Source organism: Terrihabitans soli (assembly GCF_014191545.1).
GTDB lineage: Bacteria > Pseudomonadota > Alphaproteobacteria > Rhizobiales > Methylopilaceae > Flaviflagellibacter > Flaviflagellibacter soli.
On the sequence record NZ_AP023361.1, the window covers coordinates 406,859 to 429,698 of the forward strand.

General features: G+C 62.7%; 23 protein-coding genes. 15 read left to right on the top strand and 8 right to left on the bottom strand.

Annotation, left to right across the window (positions count from 1 at the left end; genetic code table 11):
• Genes IZ6_RS02125 through IZ6_RS02150 form a run of 6 tightly spaced genes read left to right on the top strand, consistent with a single transcriptional unit; the run spans position 1 to position 4,719 of the window.
• Entirely contained in the window at positions 1–882 is an 882-nt protein-coding gene (locus IZ6_RS02125) for an alpha-D-ribose 1-methylphosphonate 5-phosphate C-P-lyase PhnJ (protein WP_222877511.1), read from the top strand.
• Positions 879–1,649 carry a phosphonate C-P lyase system protein PhnK gene (phnK, locus tag IZ6_RS02130; RefSeq protein ID WP_222876383.1) on the top strand — a complete coding sequence of 257 codons (771 nt, stop codon included), beginning with the start codon at positions 879–881 and terminating at the stop codon, positions 1,647–1,649. Before IZ6_RS02125 ends, phnK begins: the two co-directional genes overlap by 4 nt.
• Positions 1,646–2,347 carry a phosphonate C-P lyase system protein PhnL gene (phnL, locus tag IZ6_RS02135; protein ID WP_222876384.1) on the top strand — a complete coding sequence of 234 codons (702 nt, stop codon included), beginning with the start codon at positions 1,646–1,648 and terminating at the stop codon, positions 2,345–2,347. Before phnK ends, phnL begins: the two co-directional genes overlap by 4 nt.
• Positions 2,348–2,362: 15 nt before the next feature.
• Positions 2,363–3,505: an alpha-D-ribose 1-methylphosphonate 5-triphosphate diphosphatase gene (locus IZ6_RS02140; RefSeq protein ID WP_222876385.1), complete on the top strand. Its 1,143-nt coding sequence runs from the start codon at positions 2,363–2,365 to the stop codon at positions 3,503–3,505.
• Positions 3,505–4,086, top strand: coding sequence for a phosphonate metabolism protein/1,5-bisphosphokinase (PRPP-forming) PhnN (phnN, locus tag IZ6_RS02145; protein ID WP_225873973.1), 582 nt, complete (start codon positions 3,505–3,507; stop codon positions 4,084–4,086). The genes IZ6_RS02140 and phnN overlap by 1 nt, the downstream gene beginning before the upstream one ends.
• A gap of 21 nt (positions 4,087–4,107) precedes the next feature.
• On the top strand, positions 4,108–4,719 hold the full coding sequence (locus IZ6_RS02150; protein WP_222876386.1) for a pyridoxamine 5'-phosphate oxidase family protein: 612 nt from the start codon (positions 4,108–4,110) through the stop codon (positions 4,717–4,719).
• Between the two features lie 23 nt (positions 4,720–4,742).
• Here the strand turns inward: IZ6_RS02150 and phnE are convergent, their stop codons facing one another.
• The 3 genes from phnE to phnC form a co-directional block, all read right to left on the bottom strand.
• Positions 4,743–5,549: a phosphonate ABC transporter, permease protein PhnE gene (gene phnE, locus IZ6_RS02155; RefSeq protein ID WP_222876387.1), complete on the bottom strand. Its 807-nt coding sequence runs from the start codon at positions 5,547–5,549 to the stop codon at positions 4,743–4,745.
• A gap of 65 nt (positions 5,550–5,614) precedes the next feature.
• The gene (gene phnD / locus IZ6_RS02160) at positions 5,615–6,616 is read right to left on the bottom strand and encodes a phosphonate ABC transporter substrate-binding protein (RefSeq protein ID WP_222876388.1); all 1,002 of its coding nucleotides are present in this window, start codon (positions 6,614–6,616) and stop codon (positions 5,615–5,617) included.
• Between the two features lie 21 nt (positions 6,617–6,637).
• Positions 6,638–7,483, bottom strand: coding sequence for a phosphonate ABC transporter ATP-binding protein (gene phnC / locus IZ6_RS02165; protein ID WP_222876389.1), 846 nt, complete (start codon positions 7,481–7,483; stop codon positions 6,638–6,640).
• A 144-nt stretch (positions 7,484–7,627) separates the two neighbouring features.
• Between phnC and IZ6_RS02170 the strand changes: the two genes are divergently transcribed.
• From IZ6_RS02170 to IZ6_RS02180, 3 genes are all read left to right on the top strand, one after another.
• Positions 7,628–9,196 (top strand): alpha-amylase family glycosyl hydrolase, encoded by a 1,569-nt coding sequence (locus tag IZ6_RS02170; RefSeq protein WP_222876390.1) that lies wholly within the window; start codon positions 7,628–7,630, stop codon positions 9,194–9,196.
• A gap of 78 nt (positions 9,197–9,274) precedes the next feature.
• On the top strand, positions 9,275–9,724 hold the full coding sequence (locus IZ6_RS02175) for an RrF2 family transcriptional regulator (RefSeq protein WP_222876391.1): 450 nt from the start codon (positions 9,275–9,277) through the stop codon (positions 9,722–9,724).
• 49 nt (positions 9,725–9,773) lie between these two features.
• Positions 9,774–10,589 carry an MBL fold metallo-hydrolase gene (locus tag IZ6_RS02180; protein WP_222876392.1) on the top strand — a complete coding sequence of 272 codons (816 nt, stop codon included), beginning with the start codon at positions 9,774–9,776 and terminating at the stop codon, positions 10,587–10,589.
• Here IZ6_RS02180 and IZ6_RS02185 read toward each other — a convergent pair.
• The gene (locus IZ6_RS02185; protein ID WP_222876393.1) at positions 10,586–11,815 is read right to left on the bottom strand and encodes an ATP-grasp domain-containing protein; all 1,230 of its coding nucleotides are present in this window, start codon (positions 11,813–11,815) and stop codon (positions 10,586–10,588) included. The genes IZ6_RS02180 and IZ6_RS02185 overlap by 4 nt on opposite strands.
• A gap of 89 nt (positions 11,816–11,904) precedes the next feature.
• Between IZ6_RS02185 and IZ6_RS02190 the strand changes: the two genes are divergently transcribed.
• From IZ6_RS02190 to IZ6_RS02215, 6 genes are all read left to right on the top strand, one after another.
• Entirely contained in the window at positions 11,905–14,403 is a 2,499-nt protein-coding gene (locus tag IZ6_RS02190; protein WP_222876394.1) for a DUF3772 domain-containing protein, read from the top strand.
• Positions 14,404–14,427: 24 nt separating this feature from the next.
• Entirely contained in the window at positions 14,428–15,036 is a 609-nt protein-coding gene (locus IZ6_RS02195) for a CAP domain-containing protein (protein ID WP_225873974.1), read from the top strand.
• Between the two features lie 49 nt (positions 15,037–15,085).
• The gene (locus IZ6_RS16000; RefSeq protein ID WP_263971502.1) at positions 15,086–16,459 is read left to right on the top strand and encodes a serine hydrolase; all 1,374 of its coding nucleotides are present in this window, start codon (positions 15,086–15,088) and stop codon (positions 16,457–16,459) included.
• Positions 16,456–17,514: a CobW family GTP-binding protein gene (locus tag IZ6_RS02205; RefSeq protein WP_222876395.1), complete on the top strand. Its 1,059-nt coding sequence runs from the start codon at positions 16,456–16,458 to the stop codon at positions 17,512–17,514. Before IZ6_RS16000 ends, IZ6_RS02205 begins: the two co-directional genes overlap by 4 nt.
• Before the next feature lie 65 nt (positions 17,515–17,579).
• Complete coding sequence (locus tag IZ6_RS02210) at positions 17,580–19,370, top strand: long-chain-acyl-CoA synthetase (RefSeq protein ID WP_222876396.1); 1,791 nt, start codon at positions 17,580–17,582, stop codon at positions 19,368–19,370.
• Positions 19,367–19,933: a DUF924 family protein gene (locus IZ6_RS02215; protein WP_222876397.1), complete on the top strand. Its 567-nt coding sequence runs from the start codon at positions 19,367–19,369 to the stop codon at positions 19,931–19,933. The genes IZ6_RS02210 and IZ6_RS02215 overlap by 4 nt, the downstream gene beginning before the upstream one ends.
• On the opposite strand, the gene IZ6_RS02220 is transcribed toward IZ6_RS02215, so the two are convergent.
• From IZ6_RS02220 to IZ6_RS02235, 4 genes are all read right to left on the bottom strand, one after another.
• Positions 19,930–20,448: a gamma carbonic anhydrase family protein gene (locus tag IZ6_RS02220; protein ID WP_222876398.1), complete on the bottom strand. Its 519-nt coding sequence runs from the start codon at positions 20,446–20,448 to the stop codon at positions 19,930–19,932. The genes IZ6_RS02215 and IZ6_RS02220 overlap by 4 nt on opposite strands.
• 149 nt (positions 20,449–20,597) lie before the next feature.
• A complete protein-coding gene (locus IZ6_RS02225) occupies positions 20,598–20,990 on the bottom strand; it encodes a hypothetical protein (protein ID WP_222876399.1) in 393 nt (130 codons plus the stop codon).
• 104 nt (positions 20,991–21,094) lie between these two features.
• Positions 21,095–22,219, bottom strand: coding sequence for a 3-dehydroquinate synthase (aroB, locus tag IZ6_RS02230; protein WP_222876400.1), 1,125 nt, complete (start codon positions 22,217–22,219; stop codon positions 21,095–21,097).
• Entirely contained in the window at positions 22,216–22,815 is a 600-nt protein-coding gene (locus IZ6_RS02235) for a shikimate kinase (protein WP_222876401.1), read from the bottom strand. The genes aroB and IZ6_RS02235 overlap by 4 nt, the downstream gene beginning before the upstream one ends.
• Between the last annotated feature and the right edge of the window lie 25 nt (positions 22,816–22,840).

The window sequence follows — 22,840 nt, forward strand, 5'->3', positions numbered from 1 at the left end:
ATGGCCTCTGCAGCGGGTTATAATTTCGCTTATCTCGACGAGCAGACAAAGCGCATGATCCGGCGCGCGATCCTCAAAGCGATCGCGATCCCCGGCTATCAGGTGCCGTTCGCCAGCCGTGAGATGCCGATGCCCTATGGCTGGGGCACCGGCGGTGTGCAGGTGACCGCTTCGATTCTCGGCCCGGACGATGTGCTGAAAGTCATCGATCAAGGCTCGGACGACACGACCAACGCCGTGTCGATCCGCAAATTCTTCGAACGCACGGCGGACGTCGAGACGACGACCAAGACGTCGGAAGCCAGCGTCATCCAGACGCGTCATCGCGTGCCGGAAGAAAAGCTGCGCGAAGATCAGATCCTCGTTTATCAAGTGCCCATCCCCGAGCCGCTGCGCTTTCTTGAGCCGCGCGAAACTGAGACGCGCCAGCTTCATGCGCTGTCCGAATACGGGCTGATGCATGTGAAGCTTTACGAAGACATCGCAAAGCACGGCCATATCGCATCGACTTATGCCTATCCGGTCGAAGTCGCCGGCCGTTATGTGATGGACCCGTCGCCCATTCCGAAATTCGATAATCCGAAGATCGGCGATTGCGCGGCGCTGCAGCTTTACGGCGCCGGACGCGAAAAGCGCATTTATGCTGTGCCGCCCTATACGAAAGTAAAGAGCCTCGATTTCGAGGATCATCCTTTCCGCGTTCAGACGTTCAAGGATCCGTGCGCGCTCTGCGCCGCGGAAGCCGTCTACCTCGACGAAGTCGTGCTCGACGATCGCGGCGGGCGCATGTTCGTCTGCTCCGACACCGATTATTGCGAGAAGCGCCGGGAAGAAGGCCATCGCGGCAAGATGCTGGGCACCGCTCCGGGAGTTGCCGCATGAGCGCGCTTTTATCCGCCCGCAATCTGACGAAGAGCTATGGCGTGCGCACGGCTTGCGCCGATGTTTCGCTCGATCTGCATGAGGGCGAGGTTCTCGCCGTCGTCGGCGAATCCGGTTCCGGCAAATCCACGTTGCTCGGCCTCCTCGCCACGGAAGTGACGGCCGACAGCGGGCAGGTGCATTACCGTTTCCGCGATGGCGCAGTCCGTGAGCTGCACGCTTTGCCGGAGGCCGAGCGGCGTCTTCTGATGCGCACCGATTGGGGCTTCATCCGCCAGGATGCGACGCTCGGCCTGCGCATGCCGGTTTCGGCCGGCGGCAATGTCGGCGAGCGGCTGATGGCCGTCGGCGCGCGCCATTACGGCAAGATCCGCGAAACGGCCGAAGACTGGCTCGACCGCGTAGAGATCGATCCGGGCCGTATCGACGACAGCCCGAAAACCTTTTCCGGCGGCATGCGCCAGCGCCTGCAGATCGCCCGCAATCTCGTTACGCATCCGCGTCTCGTCTTCATGGACGAGCCGACCTCGGGTCTCGACGTCTCGGTCCAGGCGCGCCTACTCGATCTCATCCGCGGCCTCGTCGCGGAGCTCGGCCTTGCCGTCATCATCGTCACCCACGATCTCGCGGTGGCGCGGCTTCTGTCGCATCGCATGATGGTGATGAAGGGCGGCCGCGTGATCGAAGAAGGGCTGACCGACCAGGTGCTCGATGATCCGCGCGAACCCTACACGCAACTCCTCGTCTCTTCGGTGCTGGCTGCATGAGCGCGCTCGTTAAACTCGAAAACGTCTCGAAGACCTTCACTTTGCATTTGCGTGCGGGAACGGTGCTGAACGTGGTCGAGAACGTGTCCTTCGATGTCGAGCCGGGCGAATGCGTCGTCCTCGGCGGGCCTTCGGGTGCCGGCAAATCCTCGCTGCTGAAAATCGTCTACGGCAATTACCGCTGCGACAGCGGCCATGTTTTCGTCCGCGACGGCGAAGATTATGTCGATGTTGTCGGCGCCGAGCCGCGGCGCGTTCTGGCGCTGCGCAAGAATGTCATGGGCTATGTCTCGCAGTTTCTGCGCGTCATCCCGCGCGTCGGGGCGCTCGATGTCGTTGCCGCCGCCGGACGCGAAAGCGGTCTTCAGGCCGATATCGCGCAGAAGCGCGCGGCGGAGCTGCTTGCGGCGCTCAACGTTCCGGAACGCATGTGGATGCTGCCGCCCGCGACCTTTTCCGGCGGCGAGCAGCAGCGCGTCAACATCGCCCGCGGCTTCATCTCCGACGTGCCGGTACTTCTGCTCGACGAGCCGACAGCCTCCCTCGATGCCGTCAATCGCTCGGTCGTTGTCCGCCTGATCGATGAAAAGAAGGCCAAGGGCACGGCGATTATCGGGATTTTCCACGATGAAGATGTGCGCGAGCGCGTCGCAAGCCGTGTCGTGGACGTGACACGCTTCGCCGCTAAAGCGGCGTAAACAGGAACGAATCGAATGACCGACCACATCTCCATCATCGAAAACGCCGAGATCATCCTCGCCGGCAGTACCCTGCGCGGCTGGGTCGCTGTCGTGGACGGCCGTATTGCGGAGATCGGAGAGGGCAAGGCGCCTGAACGCGGCGAAGATTTCGCCGGAGACTATCTGGTCCCCGGCCTGGTCGAACTTCACACCGATCATCTCGAAAGCCATTACGTGCCGCGCCCGAAAGTGCGCTGGAACACGATGGGCGCGGTCATGGCCTATGACGCGCAAATTGCGGCCTCCGGCATCACGACTGTGTTCGATTCGCTGCGCGCGGGTTCCGATATCGACGGCCTTGGCGTCGGCTCCGATCTTCTGGCGCTCGGTCAAGCGCTCGAGGACGGCCGCAAGGCCGATCTCTTCCGCGCCGAACATCTGACGCATCTGCGCTGCGAAATCCCGTCTCACGATGTCGTCGACAGCGTTCTGGCCTATGGCGAGAAATTTCAGATCAGTCTGATGTCGCTGATGGATCACACGCCGGGCCGCCGCCAGTTCCGCGACCTCGACAAATACGCGACCTATTATTCCAGGAAGAGCGGACGCTCGGCGGACGAGGTTCTGTCCGATGTCGAAATTCGCATCATCGAGAACAATAAGCGCAGCGAAGTCAGCCGTCCGGCACTCGTCTCCTTTGCCCGTGCGCGTAATATCCCGCTCGCAAGCCATGACGACACGACCACGGACGAAGTCGCCACCTCGATCGAAGAGGGCGTTGCGCTCGCCGAATTTCCGACGACGCTCGAATCGGCCCTGGCCTGCAAGGACAATAAACTCGCGGTGATGATGGGCGCCCCCAATCTCATCCGCGGCGGCTCGCATTCCGGCAATCTCTCAGCAATTGAGAGCGCCGAGCATGGATGTCTCGATATTCTGTCTTCGGATTATGTGCCGGGAAGCCTGCTGATGGCGGCTTTCGACTTGCCGAACCGCGTGGGCGGCATCGATCTCGCCGCTGCGATCCGCACCGTAACGAAGACCCCCGCCGATGCGACGGGCCTCTCCGACCGCGGCGAGATTGCCGCCGGCAAGCGCGCCGATTTCGTGCGCGTCGCCATGGCGAGCGTGCCGGTCGTTCGTAGAGTTTGGCGCGAAGGCAAACGGGTCGTCTGATGACGGGTGGATTTGTCTTTGTCGTCGGGCCGAGCGGAGCGGGCAAGGACAGCCTGATTTCCTATGCGCGCGGCGCTTTCGGCAGCGATCAGCGGATCATCTTTCCGCGCCGCATCGTCACGCGCGCATCAAGCGAACACGAAGACCACGACAGTTTGAGCGAAACGGCTTTCGCGGAAGCCGAGACGTCCGGTGCGTTCGCCCTCCACTGGCGGGCGCATGGGCTCGGTTACGCCATTCCGAAATCGGCGCGCGAAGAGGTCGAGGCCGGCAAGATCGCCGTCTGCAATATCTCGCGCCGCGTCGTGCCCTGGACGCGCGTGCATCTGCCCAATGTCAAAGTCGTGGAAGTGACGGCGCCGGCGGAAGTTCTGGCGGCACGTCTTGCTGGCCGGGCGCGGCTTGAAGACGGCGATCTCGCCGCCCGGCTTGCGCGCTCGCTGGAAGTCTGGACGCCGGTCGATACCAGCATCGTCAACGACCGCTCGATCGACGAAGGCGGCCGTGAACTCGTTTCTTTCATCACCAGCCATGCCGAACATTGTGGACGGGAGGATCGTCTGGTTCCGCGTTTCGGCTGAACCCCAAAGGAGGACTGCGAAGTGAGCATTGTGCGCTCGATTGAAGAGCTTGAAGCGATCTATGGCGTGACCGGAGAAACCTCGACGGCCAAGGTCGCGGACCGGATAACGCCGCAATATCGCGCCTTCATCGAGGCCTCGCGCTTTGCGGCCCTGGCGACGGTCGGCCCCGAGGGTCTCGATTGTTCACCGCGCGGCGATCTTGTCGGCTTCGTCCGCATCCATGACGCATTCACGCTGATGATGCCAGACCGGCGCGGCAATAACCGCATCGACAGTTTACGCAATATCGTCCGCGATCCGCGCACTTCCTTCATGTTCCTCATCCCCGGTCACGGCAATGCGATCCGCGTCAATGGCCGCTCCGAGCTGTCGGTCGATCCTGATCTGCTCGCATCCTTTGCCGTCGATGGTAAAGCGCCGCGCTCGGTCATCGTGATGCATGTGGATGAGGTCTATTTCCAGTGCGCCCGCGCCATCGTGCGGGCGGAAATCTGGAATCCCGATCTGCATGTCGATCCGAAAAGCCTGCCGACGCCCGGCGATATTCTGATCGAGATGAGTGAAGGCCGTGTCGGCGGCAAAGAATATGACGACGCCTGGCAGGCGCGGGCGATGGCGACGCTTTGGTAAGCGTCGCCTTGCCCTTTTAAGGCTTAGATAAACTTCGCTCTTATGCGCTGGCTGAGAATGTCGAGTGCCGAGACGGTGATTACGACAATCACGAGAATGGCGCCGGCCTGCTCATACTGGAAGGAGCGCATGGTCTCGTTGAAGGTCATGCCGATGCCGCCGCCGCCGACAAGTCCGAGCACTGTCGCCGAACGGACATTCGATTCAAATCGGTAAAGCGTGAAGCCGATCCACAGCGGCAGGACCTGCGGGATCACACCGTAGACGATCTCCTGCAGTTTCGTCGCACCGGTGCCGCGAATGCCCTCGACCGGGCCGTGATCGATGGCTTCGACCGCTTCCGAGAAGAGTTTGGCGATAATGCCGGTGGTGTGGACGAAAAGGGCGAGTACGCCGGCGAAGGGACCGAGGCCCACCGCGGCGATGAAGATCAGCGCGAAAACGAGTTCGTTGATGGCGCGCAGCGCATCCATCATGCGGCGGACAGGAAAGGTAATCCAGGCCGGCGCGATATTGGTCGAGCACAGAAGCGCGAACGGGATACCGAAAACGACGGCCAGCAGTGTGCCCCAGATGGCGATCGCCAGCGTCTCCAGCATGCCCTTCAGATAGAATTCCCATTCGGTGAAATCGGGCTTGAAGAAATCCCGACCGAGTTCGGCCATATTGCGGCTGTCGCGGACCAGCTGCGCCGGGTCCATTTCGGAGGCGTACCAGGCCCAGACGAGAACGGCGACGGCGAGACCGAGCAGCGCCGTCCGTACAAGGATCGACAGCACCGAGGCCACGGGCGGCGGAGGAAGCACAGCTGTAACGTTGGTCGTCGACATCGCATTTCTCCGGGCAAAAAAAGGGAGGGACCCTTGGGTCCCTCCTAGGCTCAAGGCCGGGGGCCTTACATATTCGGTGTGGTTTCCATCAGCTTCGACAGATCGGCGAGCTTGCCGTCGATTTCCGCCGTCTTGCTCTTCTTCTCGTCGGCCGAGAGCTTCTCGTCGTTCTGGATCTTCAGCTTCGACTTGAAGAGCTCAAGCTGGCGGATCGGGTAGAGCTGCGCGTCGGAGGACGCGACGAACGGACCCCAGCCGTCAGACGTGGTCTTGAGGATTTCGCGGGCGCGCGAGACTTCTTCCGGCGTGCCGAGGCGGCCATAGCCGAGGAAGAAGGAGTGGATCTTGGCCTTGACGTCGGAAGGCAGATCCTTGCGCCACACGAGCGGATCGGACGGGATGAGCGGCGAGCGCCAGATTTCCTTGATCTTCGCAAAGTCATCCGGGCGCGACTGCGCCAGGCGGTCCATGCTTTCAGTGTTGTTGGTCGCAAAGTCGACCTGACCCATGGCGACGGCCAGCGCATTGCCTTCGTGGTTCGAGACCGCGACGTTCTTGTAGCAATTGCTCGGGTTCACATTGTTGATGGCGAACACGTAGTAGCTCGGGACAAGGTTGCCCGAGGTGGAATTCGCGTCGCCGTTGCCGAAGTTCAGGCCCTTCGAGCAATCGAGGACGTCCTTCACTTCGTTGAGGTCGGTGCGGCTCTTGTTGACGAGCAGCAGCGAGTAATAGCCCTTCGAGCCGTCTTTCTTCGTGGTCTGCACGAAGACTTCGCCGCCGGCGCGGTCAACCGCTTCCATGGCCGATTTGTTGCCGTACCAGGCAAGGTCGACCTTCTTGAAGCGCATGCCTTCGATGACGCCGGCATAGTCCTGCGCAAAATAGGCCTTCACCGGAACGCCGACGGCCTTTTCGAGGTCCTTCAGCATCGGCTCGAAGCTCTTCGACAGCGCGGCCGAGCTTTCGGTCGAGATGATGCCGAAATTGAGCTGTTTGATGTCTTCGGCGCTGGCCGTGCCCGCGAGCGCGAGCGCGGCAAGGCCGCCCAGGATGAACTTCTTCATGCGTGTCTCCGTGTCAGTCTGTTAGTGCGCCCGGGTCAACTCTGCCGGGGCGTCGTTACGCGTCATGGGCTGATGCGTTTCCGCCGGGCCGGCTTGGCCCGGAAGGATCAGTTCTTCGGCGGAAGCGCCGTAAAGCTCGGTGAGGAATTCCGGCGTCAGTTTGCTGGAGGGTCCGTCGAAAACGATTTCGCCGCCGCGCATGGCGACGACGCGGTCGAAATAGGCGCGCGCGTAGTCGACCTGATGCAAGGAAACCAAGAGCGTAATGCCCTGCGTCTTGTTGAGATCGGCAAGGATGTCCATCACGCGTTTCGCCGATTTCGGATCGAGCGAGGCGATCGGCTCGTCGGCAATGATGACCTTGGCGCGCTGGACCAGCGCGCGGGCAATGGCGGCGCGCTGCTGCTGGCCGCCGGACAAGGCTTCGGCGCGTTTATGCGCGTGCTGCTCGATGCCGACCTGGCAGAGCGCGGAATAGGCGGCTTCGCGGTCGGCACGGCAGTAGAAGCCGAAGGTACCGCGAAGTTCGGAGATGCGGCCCAGCGCGCCGACAAGCACATTGCTTGTCACGGACATGCGGTTCACAAGGTTGAACTTCTGGAAGATGAGACCGATGCGGCGGCGAATCTTGCGCGCATCCTTGGTCAGCTTTCCGCTGCGCTGGATGGCTTCGCCGAAAACGCGGACTTCGCCGCTATCGCCGGTCAGAAGGCCGGAGGCGAGGCGGATCAGCGTCGATTTGCCGGAGCCGGACGCGCCGATCAGCGCGACACGCTCTCCGGGCGCAATGCGAAGGTTTAGTGACGATACGGCGCGCACGGCGCCATAAGATTTAGATATACCGTCGATCGCGAGCGCATAAGACATGGGGCGAGCTCCAATCGCTCGACTCCTAGGGCGGCCCGATGACGCTCACATGACGGAAGTTGAGGGTTGTGAAGAACCTCAAGGCCGGGCGAGTTGACGCGGCTCGCGTCTCGGTAGAAGAGGGCCGGCGGCAAGAGAGGCAGAATGCATCAGTGGTGGCAGACAGGCGTTATCTACCAGGTCTATCCGCGGTCCTTTCAGGACACGGGCGGCGACGGCGTCGGCGATATCAAGGGCGTCACCCAAAGGCTCGATTATCTTGCCGATCTCGGCGTTGACGCGATCTGGCTGTCGCCCATCTTCGTCTCGCCCATGGCCGATTTCGGCTATGATGTCGCCGATTACAAAGCCATCGATCCCTTGTTCGGCACGCTTGAGGATTTCGACGATCTCGTAGCGCGGGCCCATAAGCGCGGCATGAAGATCATTCTCGATCTCGTGCCCAACCACACATCCGAACAACATCCCTGGTTTGTCGAAAGCCGCTCGTCGAAATCCAATCCGAAGCGCGATTGGTATATCTGGCGCGAGGGCAAGGATGGCGGCCCGCCGAACAACTGGATTTCGAATTTCGGCGGCAGCGCCTGGCAGCTCGATGAAAAGACCGGGCAATATTATTACCACGCCTTCCTGAAGGAGCAGCCGGATCTCAACTGGCGCAATCCCAAAGTGCGCGAGGCGATGTTCGATGTTCTGCGCTTCTGGATGAAGCGCGGTGCCGACGGGTTCCGAGTCGATGTCATCTGGCATCTGATGAAAGATCCGGAATTCCGCGACAATCCGCCGAATCCGGATTGGACGCCCGGCCATCAGGAGATCGGCAAGTTTCATCAGGTGCACAATGCCGGCCATCCCGACGTGCATGGGGTGATTGCCGAGATGCGGCGCGTCACCGACGAATTTCCGGATCGCCTGCTCATCGGCGAACTCTATCTGCCGTTCGACAAGCTGATGGCCTATTACGGGCGCAATCTTTCCGGCGTGCAGCTGCCCTTCAACTTCTCGCTTCTCGAGACGAAGTGGGATGCAGAGGAGATCGCGGGCACGGTGGAAGAGTATGAAAAGCTTCTGCCTAAAGGTGCCTGGCCGAACTGGGTGCTCGGCAATCACGACCGTGAGCGCATCGCGGCAAAGATCGGACAGGCGCAAGCGCGCATCGCCGCCATGCTGCTGTTCACTTTGCGCGGCACGCCGACGCTCTATTACGGCGATGAGATCGGCATCGGCAAAGTCGATATCCCGGCTGATATGATCCAGGACCCGTGGGAGAAGCGCGAGCCGGGCATCGGCCTTGGGCGTGATCCTGTACGCACGCCCATGCAGTGGGAATCCTCGCGCTATGCCGGCTTCAGCACCGGGACTCCATGGCTGCCGCTGACCGAGGATTGGACGGAGAGAAATGTCGCGGCGCTCGAGGCCGATTTCTCGTCCATCTTCCACCTCCACCGCGATCTTCTGCATCTGCGGCGCAAATCATCGGCGCTGCAGACCGGCTCCTACCGGACGCTCTGCCGCAAGAACGGTGTCTTCGCCTTCGAGCGCCGTGCAACGGGCGAGCGCCTTGCCGTCATCCTCAATATGACCCATGAGCCGCGGCGCCTGACCCTCAGCGAGGACATCCTCAACGGCAAGGTTCTGCTGGCGACCGACGGGTCGAAGAGCATCTCGAACACGCTCGCCCCCGATCAAGGCTTTGTGATCGCTCTGGATTAACCTGAAAAGCCTCGAATTTCGTGAGCTTTCCCTAGAGCTTCTTGCGGTGGGGCGGGTCCATGCATTAGCTGTCAGTCGATGCTGACCGCAAAGGCAAAATACGGTCTGAAGGCCATGGCCCATCTGGCGGCCCTGCCGCCGGGCAAATCCGCGCTCATTGCGGATATTGCCACCGAGCACGGCATCCCGAAGAAATTCCTCGACGCCATCCTGAACGAGCTGCGTCAGGCCGGGCTGCTGACCAGCAAAACCGGCCGGGGCGGCGGCTATATGCTGAAGAAGCGGGCCGACGACATCATCGTCGGCGACATCATCCGCATCCTCGACGGGCCGCTCGCGGCCGTCCCCTGCGTCAGCCGCAATTTCTACGCCCGCTGCCAGGATTGCCGCACGGAAGAGGATTGCAAGATCCGTCTTCTGATGCTCGAGGCGCGCGAAGCGCTCGCCCAGGTGCTCGACCGGCGCACGCTCGCCGAGCTCGAAGCGCTCGGCCGCAACCCGATGGACGATTTCGTCTACACGATCTGATTGCTTGTAAGCCGCTGGCCGCAGGCGCAAAATTTGCCTGGGGCAGGGCATGAAAATCCATCATCTCAATTGCGGGACGCATTGTCCCATCGGCGGCGCGCTGTTCGACGGCACGAGCCTCTCTCCGCTGGCGCGCGTCACAACGCATGTCCTTCTGATCGAGAGCGATAAAGGTCTTATTCTGGTCGATACGGGCTACGGCCTGCAAGACGTGCAGCATCCGCATCCGCGCATTTCGAAATTCATGCGCGGACTTTTGAACATCAGGCTGCATGAGGAAGACACCGCGCTCCGGCAGATCGAAAAGCTTGGCTTCTCCGCAAAAGACGTGCGCCACATCGTGCTGACGCATTTGGATTTCGATCATGCCGGCGGCATCGAGGATTTTCCCGAGGCGCGCGTGCATGTGATGGAAACGGAAAAACACGCCGCCGAAACGAAGAGACGCGGCTTTCTGCCGAGCCGCCGCTACCGTCCGCTGCAATGGGATGAGGTGCGCGACTGGAAAACTTACGCAGCGGGTGGTGAGGACTGGTTCGGCTTCGATGCGGTGCGCGATCTCGACGGCCTGCCGCCGGACATTCTCTTCATCCCGCTGCCCGGCCACACGCTAGGCCATGCGGGTGTCGCTATCCGCACCAAAGACGGCTGGCTGCTGCACGCGGGCGATGCCTATTTCAATCGCGGTGAGCTCACGCAATGCGCCTGCTGTCCGCCGGGCATCGCCGCCTATCAGGCGGTGATGGCTGCCGACCGCGGAGCGCGCAATGTCAATCGCGCGCGCCTCTACGATCTGAAATCGCGCTCCGATGTCAGAATATTCTGCTCGCACGATGCCGAGGAGCTGAAAGCCCTGCAGGCCTAGGCGATCTCGTCGCGGATGATGCGGATCGATTCCGCCGTGAGCAATCCCGCGCCCCAGCCGCGCGACGGCAGGATATGGCTGGTTTTCGGATAGACAAGCACGGCAAGCCCCGTCGCGGCGCAAGGCAGAGCGCTCATCCAGTCGAGCCAGACAGGTGTCAGCTCTTCGACGCTATCTGAATATTCGCCGCTCGCCGTCATGAAGCGGAAGATTTCGCGGATGATCTCAATGCGTGAGTTATGCCTGAGCGCCGCGCCGAGCAAAGCCTGCAGCGAAAGGCGCGTGCGCACGCCGGTCTTCGACGGCGGCGCTTCTTCCGGGCTTTCGCCGAGCGAGATGCGAACGAGAAGTCCCGCAAGATCGAGCCCCGAGAAATGCGCGCTCATCGGTTCGACAAGACGCGGATTGCAGTCGACGAAATAGGGCGTCTCGTCTTTCCAGAGATAATCCAGCGAGATCGCACCGTGCCAGTTGAGCGCTTTCGCAAATTTCTCCATCTCGGTTTTGACGCGCAGCCGCCAGACGCTTTCCTTCAAGGCCTCGCCGCCACCGGCGCCGCGGATGATCTGGCGATAGCCGTGCATCGCAACGAAGCGGCCATGATCGAATAATAGCTGCGCATGTTCGAGCGGTGCGTCGATGAAATCCTGGATGATGATCGGGCCGTGCTCGCCGCCGGTCTGCACGCGCGCTGCCGCCGCATCGTCTTTGGTCTTCACAACCTGCACGCCGCGGCTGGCGGTGCTCATAGGACGTTTGACGATGAAGGGCGTGCCCGGATCGGGAATGTCCGCCGCGTTGTCGATGACGCGCGTCTGCGGCTGCGGCATGCCGAGTTCGCGCATCTTTTGCGAGAACGTCCATTTGTCGAGGCCGGTGCTGTAGGCCTCATAAGCGGGCAGCGCGATGCTTGTACCTTCCGGAATGCGGTGCAGGGCTTTGGAAAAGATCAATCCCTGTTCGTGGATCGGCAGAAGGACATCGAATTGGCCGGTGCGCGACAGTTCGAGCGCAAATTCCAGATAGGCCTTGGGGTGGCTCGCAATCGGCGGGCAGCGATGAACTTTCCGGACAAAGCGCGAGAACCGGCTGATGCAGTGCACGTCCGGGTCCATGATCTCGATATGGTGGCCGGCAAGGCCGAGCGCCGTCACTGCCTCGCGGGCGGAGGTCGAAGCGCCCTCGGTCAAAAGGATGCGCAGTCGTCGTGCGGGGGCGGCGGTCATAGAGAGCTTCTGGGTCAGGAACGGGGGAAAGTCACCCCCGCGGGGGAAGCGGGGTGGACGGCGGGGTAGTGGGGAGATATTCCGCCGCCATGGCCCTGCAAAGCCTAAAATTCGCGCGAAGCGGTCTTCTGACGGCCTATTTGCCGTTTGGCCGCTCTGTCCCCGCCCTCGCCACATTCATGGGCGAGGGAAAGCCTTCACCCAACCCGATCGTCCTTTGGCTGGCGGCTTCCCCCGACCCGATGAAGCTCTTTTTGTCTCAAAGCTTTGCGCCGCTCCGGCGGTTCTGCATCCTGCTCATTGCGATCGTCGCCGTGCTGTTTGCGGCGGGCGCTTTTGCGCAGGAAGAGGAAAACCGTCAGCTCGACGTCGCCAAGCAGAGCCTCGATCAGGTCGAGAAGGAACTCGCGGCCGGTGCGTTCGACGATGCGGCGCTGTTCGAAGTGCAAAAGCGCATCGATGCGACGCGCGGCGATATTCAGCGCGTCACCGATGCACTCGCGCCCCGCGCCCAGGCCATTGCCGGGCGTATCGAACAGCTCGGCCCGCCGCCGGCGGAAGGCCAGCCGGCGGAAAGCGCCGAGATTGCGCAGGAGCGCCAGGCGCAGACCAAAGCGCGCCAGCCCATCGACGAAGTGCTGAAGCGCGCGAGCCTGCTCTCGGTTCAGGCCGATCAGATGTCGGAAAGCATCGCCGAGAAAAGGCGCGATCTGTTTGCGACGCGCGTTCTCGCCCGCACCAAATCGCTGCTCGATCCGACGCTCTGGTTCGATACGCTGAATGAGGTGCCGCGCCGCTGGGCCGCCACCAAAAATCTCCTCGCCGACTGGCGCTCGCGTTTCGCCGCCGATCAGCGCGGCTTTCTGCTTCTCGGCGCGCTGGCGCTGGCGCTTGTCATCGCCTGGCCGCTGCGCCGGTGGGTGCAGCGTTTCGGGCAGCAATATTTTGCCGAACAGGCGCCCTCGACGCGGCTGCGCCGCTCGGCGGCGGCGCTCTGGGTTCTGCTCATCATCACCGCAACGCCGATCGCGGGCGCTGTTCTCATCTATTACGGCCTGACGGCGCCGGGCCTCGTGCCCGAACGCGCTTTGCCTTTCATCGGCAAGCTTGTGCGTCTCACGGCGTTTGTCAGTTTCGTTGCCGGTCTGACGCGCGCCATTCTGGCGCCCGGCCGCGATTCATGGCGCCTGCCGCCGCTCAGCGATGAGATGGCCTCGCGCCTTGCGCCTTACCCGCTCTACATTGCGGGTATCTTTGCGCTGGCGCAGGCGATCCTGGCTTTCCTCGATGTCATCGGTGTCGGCCTTGCGCCGGTCATGCTCATCGACGGCATCGCCGCCGTTGCGATCGCGCTGACCTTCGTGCTCGCCATGCGTCCGGCGAAAGAGGCTTCGGAAGAAGTCGAGAGCCAGCCGGCGCAGCGCGAGGATCTGTGGCTCGCATCCTTGGTGCGCGTTATTGCCTGGGCGGCAATCGTCATTGTCATCGCCGCGGCGCTCGCCGGTTATATTTCCTTCGCCTTCTTCCTTGCCGCGCAGATGATGTGGCTCGGCGTTCTCGGTGGAATTCTCTATCTGCTGCTGACGCTGGTGGACGATCTTCTGCTCGGCTGGGGCGGCGACAAGCGCCTTCTGAAATTTGCGAAGAACACGGTCGGGTTTCAGAAGAGCCGCGTCGAACAGCTGTGTGTTCTTGCGTCGGGCGTTCTGCGTCTTGTCCTGATCGTCATGGCGGTGCTGCTGGCGATCGCGCCCTGGGGCGTCGAGTCCGGCCATGTGCTCGGCTGGATCGGCCGCGCCTTCACCGGCATCACCTTTGGCGGCGTGTCTTTCTCGCTCGCAGCCGTGTTCGGCGCGCTCGTTCTTCTCATCGCCGGCATTCTTCTGACGCGCGGTGTGCAGGGGTGGCTCGACAAAGCCTATCTGCCGCGCACGCGGATGGATGACGGGCTGAAGAACTCCATCCGCACGGCGACCGGCTGGGCCGGCGTGCTGCTGACGATCGGGCTTGCTGTGTCCTCGCTCGGCTTCGGGCTCGACCGCATCGCCATCGTGGCGGGTGCATTGTCCGTCGGTATCGGTTTCGGCCTGCAATCGGTCGTGTCGAATTTCGTCTCCGGCCTCATCCTTCTCGCCGAGCGCCCGATCAAGGTCGGCGATTGGGTTTCGGTCGGGGGCGATGAAGGCAATGTACGCCGCATCTCGGTGCGCTCGACGGCCATCGAGATGTTCGACAACTCGGTTCTCATCGTGCCGAACTCCGATCTCATCACAAAGCCCGTGCGCAACCGCACGCATCAGAGCCAGCTCGGTGTCGTGCGCGTTGCCATCGGCACGGGGCATGAGGCGGATGTGACGGAAGTGCGCAGCATTCTTCTCGGTGCGGTCGCCTCGGTGCCCGCGCTTCTTGCCAATCCGCCGCCGAGCGTGCTCATCCAGGCAACGACCGATCTCGGCGTGCAATGGCAGCTGACCTGCAACGTTCCTTCGCCCCGGCAAGTGGCATCGGCGCGCAGCGAGCTTTACTTTGCGGTTCTGAAAGAATTTCAGGCCAAGAACATCCGGATCACGGCATCGTCCGCGGCGTAAAAGTTAATTTCGAAAGGCATCAGCGTGACCCGTTCGTTCCCGATCGCCAGCCTGTCCGGCCTCCTGAACCTTGCTGTCGTTGCCGGCGCGGTCTTTGCTTCTGCCTGCACCCAGACAACGATCCCGGAGAAGCCGAGCTTCTATCTGAATCTCTCGGCGCCGGGCGCCGAGGTCGACAGTGCCGCCGCCGCCTCGATGATTTCGGGCTACCGCCAGAACAATGGCCGCGGCCCGGTCACCGTCGATCCGGTTCTGACCCAGATCGCCAAGGCTCATGCTGCGGAAATGGCGCGCAAGACCAAGGTTGGCCACGATGTCGGCTCGGGCCCGCTCGATGCGCGCGCCAAAAAGGCGGGCTACGCCTATGCCCGAATCGCCGAGAACGTCGCCGGCGGCTATCAGACCCTGGCCGAGGCCTTTTCCGGCTGGCGCGATTCGCCGGACCACAAAAAGAACATGCTGATGCCTCAGGCGACCCGTATCGGCATCGCCGTCGCCCAGGCCCCTGGTTACAAGTACAAGGTCTTCTGGGCCATGGTGATTGCCGAACCGGAAGCCTATCCCGTGCCGGTCATGCCTGGACCTGGGGCCGGGGTCGGGCCTGGACCTCAAACGAGCGTGACCATCCGCTGACTCGCCAGAGGCCGCCGGACGGGGTATTTCAGAGGCCGCGATTGTTGAGATGCCGAAGCTGATGATCCTGCGGCCGATTTTCCTTTTTGCACTGGCGCTTCTCGCCCTTCAGCCGGGGCTTGCCGCGGCGCGTCCGGCCCTTGTCATCGATGCCGACTCAGGCCGCATCCTGCATGCCGAGGAAGCCACCTCGCTCTGGTACCCGGCCTCTCTCACAAAATTGATGACGACCTATGTGGTGCTGTCGGCGGTGCGCGAAGGCCGCGTCACGCTCGATACGCCGCTGCTCTACACCGCCAATGCCCAGGCGCAGCCGGCGAGTAAAATGGGCTTTCCGGTCAACACCGTCATCACCGTCGACAATGCCCTGAAGCTGCTCATCGTGAAGTCCGCGAACGATCTTGCCGTGACGTTGGCGGAAGGCGTCGGCGGCAGCGTTCCGGCTTTCGTTCAGGAAATGAACCGCACGGCGCAGGGCCTCGGCATGACGCAGAGCCGCTTCCGGAACCCGAACGGCTGGCACGACGACGCCCAGGTCACCTCGGCGCGCGATATGGCGATCCTCGCCCGCGCGCTCTACCGCGACTTCCCGCAATATTACAATGTCTACTCGATCGGCGCGCTGCAGCTCGGCAAGCGCGTGATCCGCGGCCACAACGCGCTGCTCGGCCGTTTCAACGGCGCCGACGGCATGAAGACGGGCTTCACCTGTCCGTCAGGCTTCAATCTCGTCGCCAGCGCCCATCGCGGCAAACGCCATCTCATCGTCGTCGTGCTCGGCCATGCCTCATCGCGCGAGCGCACGCAGCGTGCGGCCGAGCTCTTGAATGCCGGCTTCGGCAGCTGGACGTTCTGGCGCACCGGCCAGGAAGTCGCGACGCTCCCGGCCTCGAGCGCGCCTGCGCCCAATATGCGGGCGGAAGTCTGCGAGCGGAAAAAGGGTGTGCCGGCTGAAGAGATCGGCGAAGTGGACGCCGACGCGCAGGACATGATGGAGCGCAATTCGCGCAACACCGCGCTGTCGGGCCTCATCACCTCGGGCTATGCCGCCGAGCAGAAGCCTTTGCTGTCCGATGCGCCGCCGCCGGTGATCCCGGTGCCGGTCTTCCTTGGCGCAAATCCGGCGGGCCCGCCGGAATATATCGCGCTCGCAACGCAGATGGCGCCCAATGGCGGCATTCCGAACGAGCCTGAGCCCGCGCCTGCCAAGCCGAAAAAGCAGAAGAAGACGGCGGCAAAATCAAATCCCGCTCCGGCCAAGCCGGCTGCTGCCGCCGAACCGGCAAAGCCCGCGGCGCAATCCATCAAGCCCGGCGCTTCGCCGCCGCTGCCCGCCAATCCGAAGCCGGCGGCTGCGCCCGCGCCGGCCAAACCGAAAGCGGCCGCCGCGCCCGCAAAGCCCAAGCCCAAGCCGAACACGTGAGCGCGCTGAATTCCGGTCGGCCGATCCCGCTGACCGTGCTCACCGGCTTTCTCGGCGCCGGCAAGACGACACTTCTCAATCAGCTTCTGCGCGATCCGGCCCTTTCGGGCACGCTCGTTCTGGTCAACGAATTCGGCGAGATCGGCCTCGATCATCTTCTGATCGAGCAGGTCGACGGCGATGTCGTTGCGCTGGCAGGCGGGTGCCTCTGCTGCCAGGTGCGCAGCGATCTCATCGATACCCTCGAGGATCTACTCCGCCGTAGAGACGAGGGCGAGATTCCGGCTTTCGATCGTGTTGTGCTGGAGACGACGGGTCTTGCCGATCCCGTACCGGTCATCCATTCGCTGATCGCGCACCCCTATATTTCCCTGCGTTTTGCGCTCGACGGCGTCGTCACGCTCGTCGATGCGGTGAACGGCTTTCGCACGCTGAACGAGTTCGAAGAAGCGCGGCGGCAGCTTTATCTTGCCGACGCTGTGGTGCTGACGAAGAGCGATCTTGCCGACGCGGCAACGCGCGCCGCTATCGAAGCGGAAATCCGCCGCGTGAAGCCCGAACTTCCCGTTCTCGATGCGGCGCGCGGGGAAGCCGTGCCCGCAAATCTCTTCGGCCTCGGCGGACACGATGCGGAGAACCTCAAGCCCTGGCTTGCCGCAGGCACCGAGACCTCCGCCCATGACGACGGCGTCAAAACCACAACTCTGTGGAGCGATGCGGCGCTGCCGCCGACCTCGTTCGGCATGTTCATCGACCTTCTGCGCTCCGAACACGGGGCGAAGATCCTGCGCCTGAAGGGTCTCCTGCGCATGGCGGACGATCCGGACCGTCCGGTCGTGGTGCATGGCGTGCAGCATCTGTTTCACCCGCCGCGGCGGCTCGACGCCTGGCCGGACGAGGACACACGCACCCGCATCGTGGTGATCGGCAAACATCTCGACGCCGATCTCGTGCGCCGCCTCTACGACGCCTTTGCCGGCGTACCGGGCCTCGATGCGCCGGACCGTTCGGCTTTGCTCGACAATCCGCTCGCCCCGCCCGGCATGAGACGTTGAGCCTTGCGTAATCTGCGCCCAGCGGCTTTTACTGCGCGCCGAGGAAACGCAAAAACGGAAATCCCGTGTTCAAACGGCTGAAAAACGACCTGGCGCTCCTGTCCGGGGCGCTCAGGACGCTCCGCATGATGAAACCCATCATGCTCAACAAGAGCCGCACCTTTCCGGATGTGATTTCCGAGCTTGCCGAAAAATACGGCGACCGGCCGGCGCTGATCTCCGACAAAGAAAGCTTCTCGTATAGGGGGCTCGACGAGCGCGCCAACCGTTATGCGCGGTGGGCCATGGCCAATGGTGTCGGCAAAGGCGATGTCGTTGCCCTTTTGATGCTGAACCGCGCCGAATACATGGCGTTCTGGCTCGGCGTCACGCGCGCCGGCGGCGTTGTGGCGCTGCTCAACACCAATCTCACAGGCCAGAGCCTCGGTTTCTGTGTCGATATCGTTGCGCCGAAGCATGTCGTTGTCGGCTCCGAACTTCTCGGCAATTTCGACACGGCCCGCAGTCTCCTGAAGACCGCGCCCAAAATCTGGGCGCATGGCGCGGGCGGCAGCGATGCACGCATCAACGAGGCAGTCGAGACGTTTTCGCCCACGGCGCTTTCGCCCGGCGAAAAGCCGAGCATCACCATCGAAGACCGCGCGCTCTTCATCTATACGAGCGGCACGACCGGCATGCCCAAAGCCGCCAATATCAATCACTACCGCCTGATGGCGATGACGCACGGTTTCTGCGGCGTGATGAACATCAAGCCCGATGATCGTATGTACGATGTTCTGCCGATGTATCATTCGAACGGCGGCGTTCTCGCAACCGGCGCCGTTCTGATGGGCGGCGGGCGCACCTATATCCGCGAGAAATTCTCGGCCCGCGAATTCTGGGACGATGCGGTGCGGGTCGAGGCAACGCTTGTCTTCTATATCGGCGAGCTGTGCCGCTATCTCCTGCACGCACCGCAGAGCCCGTCCGAGCAGAAGCACAAGATCCGCCTGTTCTGCGGCAACGGCCTTCGCGCCGATGTCTGGCCGGCCTTCCAGGCGCGCTTTGCCATTCCGAAAATCCTCGAATGGTACGCGGCGACGGAAGGCAATGTCGCGGTGTTCAACTGGGACGGCACGCCCGGCGCCGTCGGCCGCATTCCGTCCTGGATGGAAAAGCGCTTCGTCGTGAAAATCGTGCGCTTCGATATCGAAAAGGAAGAGCCGGTGCGCGGTCCGGACGGGCTCGTCATCGAGGCCGAGCCGGGCGAGACCGGCGAAGCCATCGGCCGCATCGTTGCCGATCCCAACAAGCCCGCCAACCGTTTCGAGGGCTATGCGGACAAAAGCGCGACCGAGAAGAAGATTCTGCGCGATGTCGTCGAAAAGGGCGATATGTGGTTCCGTACCGGCGATCTTCTCCGAAAAGACAAAGACGGTTATTTCTATTTCGTTGACCGGATCGGCGATACTTTCCGCTGGAAAGGCGAGAACGTGTCGACCATTGAAGTGGCGCAGGCCCTGACCGATTATCCGGGCGTCGAAGATGCGATCGCCTATGGGGTCGAGGTTCCGGGCCAGGACGGAAGGGCCGGCATGGTGACCCTGGTCACGACGAAGGAGTTCGATCTGAAAGGCTTCGAAGAGCACGTCGCACAGCGCCTGCCCGATTATGCGCGGCCGGTCTTCCTGCGCCAGAGCAGCGAAATCGACGTCACCGGCACCTTCAAGCAGCGCCGTCTCGAATTGCAGAAGGAAGGGTTTGACCCTGCCAAAGTCACGGACGCGCTCTATTTCCGCGATGCCGCAAGCGGCGCTTTCCAGTCGCTCGATGCCGGTTTGCGCACGCGCATCTGCGAAGGCCAGATCCGCCCATGACGACGAATTTCCGCTCGCCGGAGGCGGTCGATCCGCGCGCCGTCATCGCCTATTGGCGCGCTGCCGGGTCGGGCCGCTGGTTCCGCGGCAATGCACAGTTCGATGCCGAAACCGGCCGCCGCCTGGGTTCGCTTTATTATTGGGCGGGCGCCGGCATGCTCGATCATCTGGCCAAGACGGCGGAAGGGGCGCTTGCGCTCGTCATTCTGCTCGATCAGGTGCCGCGCAATATGTTCCGCGGCACGGCGCGCGCTTTTGCGACCGACGGCCATGCACGCGATATCGCGCGCTATGCGCTGTCACGCGGCTTCGACAGCCGCGTGAACCGTCTGATGAGGACGTTCTTCTATCTGCCCTTCATGCATTCGGAAGACGAGATCGATCAGGAGCTTTGCCTTGCGCTTTACAAGGAGCTCGGCGACAAAGAGAGCCTGCAATACGCGAAGATCCACTTCGACATCATTCAGAAATTCGGCCGCTTCCCGCATCGTAACGACGCGCTCGGACGGCCGACATCGACGGCGGAAGAGCAGTTCCTCGCCGCCGGCGGCTTTTCCGGCTAGCGGAATCCGTCGCGGTACATTCCGATCCGCTTCACATAACCGGCGGCCGTCGCAAGGCAGCGGGATACTTCGTCCGGTGTCAGTTCGCGCACGCGCTTGGCCGGCGAGCCGAGAATGAGCGAGCGCGGCGGAAAGCGCGTGTTCTGCGTGACAAGCGCATTCGCCCCGACAATCGAGCTTTCGCCGATCACAGCGCCGTTCATCACCGTCGCGCCCATGCCGATCAGCGCGCCGTCCTCCACCGTGCATCCATGGACGATGGCGCTGTGGCCGATCGAGACATTCGCGCCAAGGCGCAGCGGAAAGCCCGGATCGACATGCATGACGACGCGGTCCTGCACATTGGAGCGCCGGCCGATATGGATGCGCTCATATTCGGCGCGCAGCACCACACCGAACCAGATCGAGGCTTCGTCCTCGATCAGCACATCGCCGATGAGCATTGCGTCGGGCGCGATGAAATGTGGCCCTTGGGGAAGGGCCGGGGTGAGGTCGCCGAGAGAATGAATGGGCATGGCGGCGGCTTAGCATTCCCGCCCGTTTGAGCAAATACGGCGTTCGTCGCCGGGCTGAACAAAAGAAAAAGGTCCGGCAGGACATATCGTCCGTACCGGACCCGGAGCGTCGATCCGGTGACCGGACCGCCGGGAGGAGTTTCGAGAACTTAGTTGTTGCTGGTCGCCTGGAAGGCGGCATCGACGCGGTTTGCGGCGCCGACGGCCACGCCGTAACCGGTCAGGAGCGGAACATTGGCGTTCTTCTCCACGGTCGTGGTGCGGGCCGAAGCGTCGCTGCGGTAGACCACGCGGCCCTTCGAGTCGAAGAAGAGAACGTCGTCGCCAAGTTTGCGGATTTCAGCGACTTCGAGCGCCTTCTGCTCTTGAGCGGCGGCAATCCGATCACCCTTCTTGGCCGTGTTCGAAACGGTCTTCGGGGCATGTTCGTCGACGCCGTAGCCGGCATCGGCCGGGCCGGGGGTGAGTGCGATCGCCGCGGCGAGCCCGACAAAGGCTCCGATAGCCAGGCCGGCAATGAATTTGGAGGTCTTGGTAGCCATGACGTTAGGTCCCTCAATGTCCCGTCGCGGGGGCGTTCTGCCCGCGCCTGTCATTGGGTTAGTAACGTTTGACCCCCCTGGAGGTTCAAAACGGCTCTGGGAATTTATCCGGTAATCGACCCGTCGAGGGCCGCTTTCAGAAATTCCCTAGCGTTTTGAGGGGGTACGTCGGGGGCAACGAAGCTGCGGCCGATGCCCCGGGCCAGGATAAAGGTCAGGCGCCCGGCCTTAACTTTCTTGTCCTGGGCCATGAGATCGAGCAATCGGTCGGCATCCCCGACCTCGCCCGGAATGTCCTGAATGCGGGTCGGCAGGCCCGCGGCCTTCAAATGATCGACGACCCTTTGGGCGTCTTCGGGGGCGGCAAGGCCGAGCCGGACCGAGAATTGGAAGGCCAAAGCCATGCCGATGGCGACGCCCTCGCCATGGACGAGGCGTGCGCCGTCATAGCCGACAGCGGCTTCGAGTGCGTGGCCGAACGTGTGGCCGAGATTGAGGAGGGCGCGGTCGCCGGTCTCGAACTCGTCACGCCCGACGATCGAGGCTTTCGAAGCGCAGCTCGTTGCAATCGCTTTGGTGCGGTCGGCGCCACCCTGAAAGACATTGCCCCAATGCTTTTCCAGCCAGCCGAAGAAACCGGCATCGTCGATCAGCCCGTACTTCACCACCTCGGCATAGCCGGCGCGGAATTCGCGGTCGGGCAAAGTGTCGAGGACGTCGGTGTCGGCGAGAACAAGGCTCGGCTGATGAAACGCACCGATGAGGTTCTTTCCGGCTTTGGTGTTGATGCCGGTCTTGCCGCCGACCGATGAATCGACTTGAGCCAGCAGCGAGGTCGGCACCTGAATGACGCGCACGCCGCGGCGCAGGATCGAGGCGGCAAAGCCAGCAAGATCGCCGACGACACCGCCGCCGAACGCAATGACGACATCGCCGCGTTCGATTTTCGCATCGAGCAGGCGCGAGCAGACCTCTTCGAGATGTTTGAAGCTTTTCGAGCCCTCGCCTGAGGGGATCACCGCCGCCGAATTGATCAGATGCGCGTCATCGAGGCTGGCGCGCACCGTGTCGAGATGAAGGCGCGCGACATTCTCGTCGGTGACGACGGCGGCCGTGCGCGCGCCGGCGGCCGCAACGTCGCGGCCGAGCTGCTGCAGCAGGCCCGAACCGATGCGGATGTCGTAAGCACGCGCACCGAGCGCAACAGGGACGATGACAGGCGCGCTCATTCTTGGTCCTTTATGTCCAGAAAACTCAGCATCTGGTCGAGCGTTTCGGCGACCATGGCTTCATGCGGCACATCGCGCGACATGACGGTGATATTGGCTTCGGCGTAAACCGGCTCGCGCTTTGCCAGAAGCTTGCGCAGCACGTCTTCGGGATCGCCGTTCTTGAGCAGCGGGCGGTTGCCGCGCTTCTTGACGCGGCGCAGGAGAACATCGACTTCGGCCTTCAGCCAGACGGAAATGCCGCGCGCTCTAATCTTCTCGCGCGTCGTCTCGTCCATGAACGCGCCGCCGCCGGTCGCGATCACCGAGGGCGGTGCATCGAGAAGCCGCGAGACGACGCGGCGCTCGCCGGCGCGGAATTCCGGCTCGCCGCGCGTTGCGAAGATTTCGGGGATCGTCATACTCGCCGCCTTCTCGATCTCGGTATCGGAATCGACGAAGGGAATTTCCAGCGCTTTGGCGAGGCGGCGGCCGACCGAACTTTTTCCGGCGCCCATCATGCCGACGAGCACAACCGAGCGTCCGCCAAGGCGCGCGCGTACACGCGAACCGGCTTCCTGCAGCTGCTGATCGTCGATATGGGCCGGGGCCGTCATAATTCTTGAATCCTTGGGGCGTGGT